Genomic DNA, 11,054 nt, shown 5'->3' with positions numbered 1-11,054 from the left:
AGGATATTCCACGACGGAATCAATGTTGAGGTCACCAGCGTAAGACTCCAATCTCCTGCCATTATTGCGGAGTTGGAGTCTTCTTGACGTTTCTAATTCTGTGTCACAGCTTCTCTTTCCACCACCTGCTGAAGAATGCTCAGTCCACGCAGTAATTGCTCGGGACTCGCATAGGCGTAGGAGAGGCGAATATGATACATATCCTTCGGATCGTAGATATAACCGGGATTAATCAGGACACCTTGCTTAATCAGCTTGCTGAACAGATTCTTCTGCACCAGAGGCTTGTTCAGGCGGAGCCAGATATAGAAGCCACCTTCGGAGGGTCTCCATGTAGCTAAGTGGCTGAAATGACGCTGGAGGGCATCTTCTACAAGCGCAGAACGTTGCTGCAACTGCTGCTTCAAGTCTGAAAGATGTGCTTCATACATACCTGATTCCAGCCAATATCGTACAATATGCTGCGAGAAAGCACTGGAGCCATAATCCGTCTGCATCTTGATATCAGCCAGCCGGTCAATGACAGGCTCTGGCCCAACGACCCATCCAATCCTTAGTCCTGGACTCAGGGTCTTGGATACACTTCCAAGGTAGAGCACTTGCCCCGAGGTATCCAGCGCTTTCAGAGGGGGCGGCGCAGATGTGAATACAAGCTCACCATACACATCATCCTCAATGACTGGAATTTGCTTAGCGGTACAAGCCTCCAACAGTGACAGTCTGTCCTCCCTGTTCATAATGCTGCCCGATGGATTACGGAGCGTGGGAATGGTGTAGAGGAGGGACTGCTTTTGGCGTGGATAAGCATGCAAGACCTCTGTCAGCGGCTTGTCCTGTGCAAGAGGAATCATCCTCATGCCTGCTGAGCGGAAGGGATGAACGGAATTTAGATAACTGGGTACCTCATGAAACACATGAGATCCGGGCTCCAGCATGCCCAAAGAGATGAGCTGTAACGCCTGCAGGGAACCAGATACGATCAGGATGCCCTCGGGCGAAGCATGAATATCTTTACCCGCTAAATGTGTGCTCAGTACCCTTCTCAGTGCCAGACTGCCTTTTGGCTCAGAGTATCCGATATCCTTGGCCGTTAATGTCAGCTGCGGTATGGACTCCTTCAAGGCTACCAATGGCAGCAAGTCAGGAGCGAGCTCTCCCGTTCCCAGACGAATGATATCATTACGCTGCTCGTATTCATTGATGAGCTGGACTGTCAGCATATTCGGCTCGTGCATACTGGACGTGATGTACTGCTGCCAGTCCAGGTGACGGGCCCGTGCAAGCATAGTCCAGCTATTATTAATGACATAGGTGCCATCACCTAATCTTGTCTCCAGAATCCCATCCGCAACGAGCTCCTCCACCACATGGATAATTGTACTGCGATTGACTTCAAGGGCTTCGGCCAGCTTGCGCTGTGGCGGGAGCTTGGTATGAATCGGCCATTGTCCTTGACTTATGCGCTCCTTCATCCAGCTGAGAATCTGCTGATGCAAAGAGAGGTGGGAGCCACGCTGTGGTTTCCAATCCATGCGGTATACTCCTTTTTGGTCAATTGGTTGGTTCGTATGTCATCCAATTGGTTGTTTTCAATTTTTATAACACATTTATAATGAGTTGAACAGAAGGGAGCGAATATCGTGGAAGCATGGATACATGGAAGTATACTTGCGCTTGGGTTGATTCTGCCCTTGGGCGTGCAAAATATGTTCATATTCTCACAGGGGGCCACTCAGCGAACCTTGGGACAAGCTATGCCAGCTTCGATCACCGCATCCATCTGTGACACCATCCTGATCCTGCTGGCTGTCTTGGGCTTATCCGTATTCGTGAATGCGATCGATTGGTTACGTACAGTGCTCATGGCACTCGGCGTCTTATTCCTGGGGTATATGGGCTATGTCATGTGGCGATCCAAGAGCCGGGTGAAGGAGCAGCATGTAGTCCCACTGTCAATGAGACAGCAGATAATCTTTGCTGTATCCGTCTCATTATTGAACCCGCATGCGATTCTGGATACAGTAGGTGTCATTGGTACCAGCTCATTACGTTATGATCATACGGAGCTTATCTTGTTCACTACTGCTTGCATTCTGGTTTCCTGGATATGGTTCTTCATCCTGGCTATAGCGGGACGCTTACTGAAGCGGCTGGATGGATCAGGGAAGCTGTTAGTCGTCATGAACAAAGGCTCGGCAATATTCATCTGGTCGATGGCGTTATGGCTGCTGTTGGATCTGATTCGCTGAATTTCGAAAATTAGATGAACAAAATCATATTTAGGCTCATACACTGGCTAAAAGCATAGGTATGGGCTTTTTTTCTATCAAAAAGTTGCGTCTGGTAAAAAAAATTAGTCTTAAGAAAGAAAAACGTTGACATTTTGGTTGATAGAAAGTAATTTAAACGTATAAAAAATATTTTCCCTAAGGAAAAATTATTTACAAAAATAGTAATTATTAAGCTAGCAGCATAAATACTAAGATGAGAGTGGAGGAAGCGAGAGATGAGAATTAACAGATGGAAGAACAAAAGGCGTATGATTACAGGACTTATACTAGCCATGTCATTGGCCATCTCAGCCTGCTCCAATGGCCAAACCCAAGATAACGCAGTGGATGGAGACAAGATTCAAGTCGTGACAACCATTGCCCAGATTGCCGAGCCTATGTCCGTCATTGGTGGAGATCGTGTTGTGGTGGATAGTCTCATGGGGCCAGGAGTAGATCCACACTTGTACAATGCTACCCAGGGGGATATAGCCAAGCTGGAGAGCAGTGATATCGTGCTGTACAGTGGACTTCATCTGGAGGCGAATATGGTACGGGTCTTTGAGGAGATCGGCAAGAACAAGCCCGTATTAGCCTTAAGTGATAGCATCCCGGACGATCAGCGTCTGAAGGACGAGACGGGAGCTACAGATCCGCATGTCTGGTTCGATATTGACTTGTGGAAGCAAGCACTTGAGGCAGGAACTGAGGAGCTTAAGCAATATGCTCCAGAGGATGCGGACTATTTTGAAGCGAACAAGGTCAAGTATTTTGCAGAGCTGGATGCCTTGAAGGTCGAAGCGTCCGAGAAGCTGGGACAGATTCCAGCAGAGAAGCGTGTCTTGGTGACGGCGCATGATGCCTTTGGTTATTTCGGACGGATGCATGACATGCAGGTCGTCGGTCTGCAGGGGTTGAGTACGGAGGCCGAGATCGGATTATCCGATATTGAGAACACTATTCGAATTCTGATGGAGCATCAGGTTCCGGCTGTATTCGTAGAGAGCAGCATCAATCCTTCATCCATCAATGCGGTCATTGAAGGGGCTCAGAAGGAGGGTCTTCAGGTGCGTGAAGGTGGGAACCTCTATTCTGATGCGATGGGCGATGCAGGCACAGAGGAAGGCACATACATCGGAATGTACCGTCACAATGTAGATACGATCTATACTGCATTAAGTAAAGGAAGTGAGTAGCATGTCCGTACTACAGGTGGAGAATCTATCCGCAGCCTACCGCAGGAACAAGGTGTTGGACCAAGTTAACTTTCAGGTAGAGCCAGGGACGCTGACCAGTATTATCGGGCCCAATGGCGCCGGGAAATCAACACTGCTCAAGGTCATGCTAGAGCTGCATCCCCGCTTGGCCGGTAACGTATCGTATTTTGACGCTTCATATACTCAGTCCAAAGCTCGGATCGGTTATGTGCCTCAGCGGGGTTCGGTGGATTGGGATTTTCCAACCCATGCGCTGGATGTCGTTACGATGGGCCTGTACGGCAAGATCGGCTGGCTGAAGTGGCCTCGGAAATCGCATAAAGAACGAGCTATGACAGCTCTTGAGCAAATGGGAATGGGGGATTATGCTTCCCGTCAGATTAGCCAGCTCTCCGGAGGGCAGCAACAGCGCGTGTTTTTGGCGAGAGCCTTGGTGCAGGATGCAGACCTGTATTTTCTGGATGAGCCGTTGGCCGGTGTGGATGCCGCGACTGAACGGGCCATTATGGCGACACTGAACATGCTGAAGAGCCAAGGCAAGACGGTGCTGGTCGTCCATCATGATCTACAGACGGTAGAGGATTACTTCGATCATGTATTGCTGCTGAACCGGACAGTTATCGCTCATGGTCCGACGGAGACCACCTTTACCCAGGAAAATATCTACCAGACCTATGGCGGAGTCATCCGCTGGATGGGAGAGCGATCCGGATGATGCTACAGCTATCTTCTAACGCACAGTGGGTGCTGCTAAGCACATTAATTCTGGGTACTGCGGCGGGTTTGCTCGGATGCTTTGCTTATTGGAAGCGACAAAGCCTTCTGAGTGATACGCTGTCCCATGCAGCTCTACCAGGTGTGGTCATCGCATTTGCCCTTGCTGGAACGAAGAACCTGCCCATTATGATGCTCGGAGCGACCATCAGTGCCTTACTCGGAGCGTTGCTGGTGCACTGGATTCGATCGTCCAGCCGTGTCAAAGAGGATGCGGCTATGGGAATTGTGCTATCCGTGTTCTTCGGACTAGGCATCATGCTAATGACGATCGTCAGCCGGACAGCCGGGGCTAGTCAGAGCGGTCTGGATAGCTTCATCTTCGGGCAGGCCGCTGCGATGGTACGCAAGGATGTGCTGATCATGTCAGGACTTGCGCTGCTGGTGCTGCTGATCGTATTCATTGGCTTCAAGGAATGGAAGCTGTTCCTGTTCGATCCGGACTTTGCGAAGGGTTTAGGATTGTCCAGCCGCTGGATGAATATTCTGTATGTGGGGGCTATGGTGCTGGTGATTGTCGTTGGCATTCAGGCTGTGGGCGTAATTCTCATGGCTGCACTTCTGATCATTCCTGCGGTGAGTGCTCGGTACTGGACCCAATCCTTCAAATGGATGCTTGTCTTGTCCGCACTATTCGGTGGAGGCTCAGGCATGCTGGGAACCCTGATTAGTACCTTTGGGAATGGATGGCCTACCGGGCCTTTCATCGTCATATCTGCTTCGTGCATTTTCGTGATATCCTTGGCCTTCGGTATTCGTAAAGGATTATTGGTGCTGTGGATACAACAACGTATACAGCAGCGGTTACAGAGCAGGGAATACAGTAGAGTGCAGCATCGCCAGAGCCTCGCAGAGAAGGGGGAATAAAGATGAGCTACGCAGGCTGGATTTTATTAACGTCATCCCTGGTCGGCCTATCCTGTGGAATCATTGGCACCCTTTTGATATTACGGAGAATGGCGATGATGGCGGATGCCATCAGCCATACTGTACTGCTCGGAATTGTGGTCGCCTATATGGTCACACGTGAGCTAAGTGGTGTGCATATGCTCATAGGTGCGGTGATTGCGGGCTTGCTGACATCGGTGTTGGTGCAGTGGTTTCACTCGCGAGGGGTACAGCAGGAGGCATCGATTGGCGTCGTGTTCACAACTCTTTTTGCGATCGGGGTCGTTCTGATTGCCACACAGGTCGGGAATGCCCATTTGGACATCAAGCATGCGCTGATGGGGGAGATCACGTTCATCCCTTGGGAAAAGACAACCGTGCCTTGGCTGGGAGAGATTCCAGAGGCGGTGCTTCTGCTGACTATTGTGCTGTGTATCGTTGTTGTCGTGATCTTGGCCTTCTATAAGGAATGGAAGATTACTTCGTTCGATCCTGCACTGGCTGCTAGTCTGGGGATTCCTGTCGTGCTGATGCACTATGTATTCATGTCCCTTGTCTCGGTTACGACCGTAGCAGCCTTTGATGCCGTTGGAGCTATTATGGTCGTCGCCATGCTGATTACCCCCGCTGCAGCTGCCTATCTGTGGACCGATCGCTTATCTATTATGTTCGTGTTGAGTGGGGCTTTCGGGGTGATCTCAGCTGTACTGGGGTATTATGTGGCAACCTGGCTGGATACGTCGATCTCAGGTACGATGGCTTTTGCGACAGGAATTGTATTCATGGTTAGTTTTTTATGCTCACCAACCCATGGCCTGCTGTCTAGATTCATTCGTCCTGCTACTTCTACCTCGAAGGAGCAGCATGTCGCTGGTTAAATAGGTTCAGCCTCGTTAATTTGATTCGTCATCCTGATTCGTTATATTGATTTTTTAATGATTTTTTTATGAAAATAATGAAAGCAGGGATATCGTATCCCTGCTTTTTTTTGGGTCTGTCGGCTTAAGGTTCAGCCAATGTACATTTATGAACACTTATTAGTAATTTTGGAATGGTGACCATGAGGAATATGAGGTCAATCCGGACTATTGTATTCAGTCTTTAGTGGGAGGTTTGGCTTGCTCAGTGAGGCAAACTGAGACCTTTTTCGCATTTTTCATGCGCTTCATACCCTCTTACCTGAAGTTATATTATAATAATTCTACTTCCTTAGACTGGAAATTAAGTAAGTGCCTAATTGACAGACGTATCTTCAGGCAGACGGCTGTCTATGAACCATTCTGGTCCAGTCACATTGACAATCTCATGTTGCATGAAGCTGTACGAGATGGTAATGCTCTCTTCCTCGTGGCCCGTGACATATCCATAAAGGAACACTCTTGAGCGATTCGCAGAATCCTCAATCTCGTAACTATTCATTACAAAATCGGCGTCGTAGTGCTGTTTGATATGCTGTACTCCAGCTGCGAGGGCCTGATCTAAGATTTGTTGTTCTTCTTGCTTTGACATGTGGGAACATCCTCCTAACAAGCTTGCCATGATGATAAATGATAGGGTGACCAAAGTAATTCGTTTCAAGTAGATTCTCCTTTGCCAGCATGTTGCGTCCAAGACTTGAAAAGATGAGGCGTGCATTAAGGACTATGCAGAATACTACTTTTTTGGAAAGCACCTCTTGTTTGAAACTTTATAATATATTTTCTAAATAGACAAGGCGGGATACATACATGACTTTCATTGATGACAAAACATATTGGACTATATCAGATAGCGTCTATGATCGCTCGCTTGCTCCTGGACAGAAGCAGGAGAATCCGCCGGGCTGGAAAGTAGTGAGGCCAGAAGGGGCATTGCTTCACGATACAGAGGGCTCAGGCTTCGACGCTGAGGTGTTTCATAATGAGAAGACGAATCAGATAATCATCGGCTACCGGGGAACAGAACCACCCGATCGTCCCTTGCTTAGCATGCTTGTGGACTATGAGACCGACCTTAATGATGTGGTATTCGGTCGAGTCAAGAACCTAGAGGGTCTGAATAAGTATGTGGAGGAGAATCCAGAGGAAATCAAAAAACTGCCCCTAACGATGCAAGAGCATATCAGACAATATGACGCTCAGTACGAACATAATAATCAGTTCAAGCAGGCTATGGATCTATACGATGTTGTCCAGCAGCAGTACCCAAAGTCTGAAATATCAACGACAGGGCACTCTTTAGGAGGTGCTTTAGCTGAATATGTGGCTGTGCGAAACAGTATATCCTCTGCGAGCTACAATGCTCCTGGAATTGTTCATTTACTGCCTGAGGATCTGCAGAGGAGGTCGAAGGCCGGAGAATTTAATAAAACCAATGTAGCCTACGTGCATCCAGCGGATGGTATTGGTTCAGGTGTTGGAGATCCTCAGCCACATGTAGGTGCTACCTACTATACTGACTTCACCTTTGAAGAAGCCAACCAGGTGGACCATCCCCTTGCCAATTCGCTCAAGAATCCCTCTTTGCGTGATCAGCAAATTGCCAGTCTAATATTGGGGCCAGAGAATGCGCATAAGGCGTTTGATCCAGAGAATCTGCCCAAGGTTCGTCAGGGACCCTTAAAAAAATTCTTGTCTTCCATTATTGGAGAAGATGCGCCTCATAAAATGGACAACTTCACATTTGAACGAGGTACAGGCGACATTAGCAACAAGCTGTTCACGATGGATGGGCAGCCTGTGAATGGTAATCCACGTAGGCAGGCTTATGAGGACAGGATAGCTGCAAGAGCAGTGTTCCAGGAAGCTGTAGGGGATCTTCTGGGGCGATATGGGCCACAGGCCGGAGCAGGTGGACAATTGGCAGCAGCAGGCCTGGCTGCGCATCTGCACGGAAATCTGGCAGCTCAAGCAGGAGCGTATTTCATTGGACGAAAAGATGGCGGGACCATTCAACTAACACCGGAGGAGCTGCGCCATGCAGCCAAGCAGATGCGGGGAAGCCTGGACGGGTTCGCGAATGATACACAAGCGTCCATCCAGCTATTTCAGGCCCAGATCGGCACAAGCGAGAGTCAGTCTCTGACGCCAATCGCCTATAATGCTACAGCGACACTGCAGCGTATCAATCGTTGGTATCAGGAGTCCATCCTAGAGATTGCAGAGTACATTGACCGTAAGGGTGAGGAGTTTATTGCTATTGACCAGTGAGTCTGGCTGTAAGGAAACCATGAGCAGCTTGATGAATTTAACAGCGAGTCTTGGGTGACAAAATGTTGAAGCAGCATGTACAGGGGGCATAAGACATGAGCAGAATATCCGTATCTTTATCCGATCTTAGAAGAGCAGTCCAGCAGTGTGAACAATTAAGGCAGAGATTGCAGCAGCAGGAGCAGCAGATGCGGAGTATCTACACCCGTTTACAGGAATGGAGAGGGGAATCGGCACTTGAGCTGTCCCGTAAAATGGAGGCATTCGTACAGGGAGCATCCGCCCGAATGCAGGAGCTAGAGTCTCATAAGGCGGAGCTTGAGAGCTATATACGCAAGATGGAAGCGGCGGATCGCGAGGAAAGAAGACAGCGTCAGGCGCAATAAGCTACCTTCAGGCATGTCTCTTGTAAGAGGCGCGTTGAAGGATTATGAGATGCAGAAATTGGATATAGATGATGTAGAAAGCGGCAATCTCCAGAGATGAAGATTAGCCGCTTTCTGCTTGTTGACCCGATTTTTGCACGCAAACCTACTATTTATACAACGAGAATGATATAACAAGCTCCAGTGCCGATTATCATTTTATCTATTTATATCGAAAGAAGCGCTCTGACTGTCGTTTCGATCTCCTTAACCTCGACATGAGCCGCTTCCACCTGTGTTCGTCTCTTTATCTCCACAATGCCTTCCCCTGCTCGTTTGCCAACTGTGATGCGGACGGGAATTCCGATGAGATCGGCATCTTTAAATTTGACGCCCGGGCGTTCGTCTCTGTCGTCCAATAGAACCTCCAGGCCCTGCTGTTGTAGCTGCTGGTACAATTCAGCGGCTAGCTCCTGCTGTGCATGATCAGCGCTAGAGACAGGGATAATGTGCACCTGAAAAGGAGCGATGCTCACGGGCCAGATGATACCATGCTCATCATGGCTTTGCTCTACTACAGCGGACAAAATTCGTGAGACGCCAATGCCGTAGCATCCCATGATAAATGGTTGTTCTTTCCCTGTTGTATCCAGATAGCGGGCCCCGAGTTGTTCGCTGTATTTGGTTCCTAGCTTGAAGACGTGTCCGATCTCAATTCCTTTATCAAATTCAAGAGCTTTCCCGCAATGTGGGCATCGATCTCCTTCGTGAACATTACGCAGATCATGCACGCGATCAAGAGCAAAGTCTCGCCCAGGCACTACATGAGCATAGTGATAATCCACGGTATTAGCCCCGGCTATGGCTTGACTCAACAAGGCGACCTCATGGTCTACAAGCAAGGGGAGATTCAGTCCCACAGGGCCAGCAAATCCGATGGGTATCCCAGTTGTGGCATTCAGCTGAGTGTGCTCAGCCAGCTCCAGCTCATGGCAATTCAGTACACTTTTCAACTTCAGCTCATTCACTTCATGATCGCCACGGATCAGCACAGCTATGTATTGCTGGTCAGCTTTGTAAATTAAGGTTTTGATGATTAGCTGAGGAGCTACACCTGTGAATGCTGTCAATTCAGCAATTGACTTGATACCTGGGGTATGAATGCGCGCTATGGCCTCCACCTGATTAGCTGTCGGATTACTTGCAGGCTCGTCAGAAGCAACATGGATGGATTCTCCCAACCCTTCCGGCCTTTCCGCTTGTTGGCTGCTTGCAGTGGCCTTCTCCAGATTGGCTGCATAGTCACAGGAGGAGCAGGACACAATCGTATCTTCCCCGATCTTGGCGAGCGCCATGAATTCATGAGTCTCGTCCTCGCCACCAATCGTACCGGCATCCGCTTCGACGGCTCGGAAGTTCAAGCCAAGCCGTTCGAAAATGTGAGTATACGCCTTATACATCCTCCAATAGGATTCATTAAGACTCTCCCAATCAGCGTCAAAGGAGTAAGCATCCTTCATCATGAATTCCCGGCCCCGCATGAGTCCAAAGCGTGGTCTGCGCTCATCACGGAATTTGGTCTGAATCTGATACAGGATGACAGGTAATTTACGATAGGAGGATATTTCGTCCGCGGCCAGGACGGTCACGACTTCTTCGTGTGTAGGTCCGAGTGCAAATTCACGCTGATGACGATCCTGAAGCCGCATAAGCTCCGGTCCATAATCTCCATATCTACCAGAGCTGTGCCACAGCTCCGCAGGCTGCAGGGCCGGCATTAGAATCTCCTGAGCTCCCGCTGCATCCATTTCCTGTCTGATAATCTGAGCGACCTTATGTAGCACCCTGAGCCCAAGGGGCAGATAGGTGTATATTCCTGCTGCGACTTGTCTGATCAATCCAGCTCGTACAAGGAGCTGATGACTCATAACCTCGGCTTCAGTCGGAGCTTCTCTAAGAGTAGGAATAAGAAGATGCTGCTGGCGCAAAACGGATCACTCCTCGGATAGTTATGTATTCGTTTCGTCAATTGGAATATTCTAGATGAAGAATTACATCTATTAAAGCATATTTCATTCCTGCTTCAAAGGAAGATTCTCGCATCGGCAAGCTATGAGAGCACCGGATGTATTCCATTCTTGGACTTGATGAATCCCCCATTTATGCCAGCTTGAATAGTGGTGTTCTGCACCAGCCAGGCCGTGTACCGTCTGAAGTCCTGCGCGATCCCCGACCTGAGTCTAGGTTCAAAAACCGTCCACGGTCCGTTTTGAAAAATCGAAATTTTCTCTAGAATAAGGACATAAGGTTGAGACATACACAAGCAACCGGAACTGAACCCGTATCGTAAAG

At 48.9% G+C, this 11,054-nt stretch carries 10 protein-coding genes; 7 read left to right on the top strand and 3 right to left on the bottom strand.

Features of this window, described 5'->3' with window-relative positions:
• Positions 1–92 precede the first annotated feature (92 nt).
• Entirely contained in the window at positions 93–1,532 is a 1,440-nt protein-coding gene (locus tag D328_RS0114205) for an aminotransferase-like domain-containing protein (protein ID WP_018885696.1), read from the bottom strand.
• 108 nt (positions 1,533–1,640) lie between these two features.
• Between D328_RS0114205 and D328_RS0114200 the strand changes: the two genes are divergently transcribed.
• From D328_RS0114200 to D328_RS0114180, 5 genes are all read left to right on the top strand, one after another.
• Positions 1,641–2,249, top strand: coding sequence for a LysE/ArgO family amino acid transporter (locus D328_RS0114200; protein ID WP_018885695.1), 609 nt, complete (start codon positions 1,641–1,643; stop codon positions 2,247–2,249).
• A gap of 257 nt (positions 2,250–2,506) precedes the next feature.
• Positions 2,507–3,466, top strand: a complete 960-nt coding sequence (locus D328_RS0114195) for a metal ABC transporter solute-binding protein, Zn/Mn family (protein WP_018885694.1) — start codon at positions 2,507–2,509, stop codon at positions 3,464–3,466.
• Position 3,467: 1 nt separating this feature from the next.
• Positions 3,468–4,202, top strand: a complete 735-nt coding sequence (locus D328_RS0114190; RefSeq protein WP_018885693.1) for a metal ABC transporter ATP-binding protein — start codon at positions 3,468–3,470, stop codon at positions 4,200–4,202.
• Positions 4,199–5,128, top strand: a complete 930-nt coding sequence (locus D328_RS0114185) for a metal ABC transporter permease (protein WP_018885692.1) — start codon at positions 4,199–4,201, stop codon at positions 5,126–5,128. Before D328_RS0114190 ends, D328_RS0114185 begins: the two co-directional genes overlap by 4 nt.
• A gap of 2 nt (positions 5,129–5,130) precedes the next feature.
• Positions 5,131–6,027: a metal ABC transporter permease gene (locus tag D328_RS0114180; protein ID WP_018885691.1), complete on the top strand. Its 897-nt coding sequence runs from the start codon at positions 5,131–5,133 to the stop codon at positions 6,025–6,027.
• A gap of 355 nt (positions 6,028–6,382) precedes the next feature.
• Here D328_RS0114180 and D328_RS29135 read toward each other — a convergent pair whose 3' ends face one another.
• Positions 6,383–6,658: a hypothetical protein gene (locus tag D328_RS29135; protein ID WP_018885690.1), complete on the bottom strand. Its 276-nt coding sequence runs from the start codon at positions 6,656–6,658 to the stop codon at positions 6,383–6,385.
• 218 nt (positions 6,659–6,876) lie between these two features.
• On the opposite strand from D328_RS29135, the gene D328_RS0114170 reads away from it, so the two are divergent.
• Entirely contained in the window at positions 6,877–8,337 is a 1,461-nt protein-coding gene (locus tag D328_RS0114170; RefSeq protein WP_018885689.1) for a lipase family protein, read from the top strand.
• 95 nt (positions 8,338–8,432) lie between these two features.
• Complete coding sequence (locus D328_RS0114165; protein WP_018885688.1) at positions 8,433–8,723, top strand: hypothetical protein; 291 nt, start codon at positions 8,433–8,435, stop codon at positions 8,721–8,723.
• 206 nt (positions 8,724–8,929) lie between these two features.
• Here D328_RS0114165 and D328_RS0114160 read toward each other — a convergent pair whose 3' ends face one another.
• Positions 8,930–10,690, bottom strand: coding sequence for a proline--tRNA ligase (locus D328_RS0114160; RefSeq protein WP_018885687.1), 1,761 nt, complete (start codon positions 10,688–10,690; stop codon positions 8,930–8,932).
• Positions 10,691–11,054 lie beyond the last annotated feature (364 nt).

Source organism: Paenibacillus massiliensis 2301065 = DSM 16942 (assembly GCF_000377505.1).
GTDB classification, from domain to species: domain Bacteria; phylum Bacillota; class Bacilli; order Paenibacillales; family Paenibacillaceae; genus Paenibacillus; species Paenibacillus massiliensis.
This window is presented reverse-complemented; position numbering and strand designations above follow the sequence as displayed.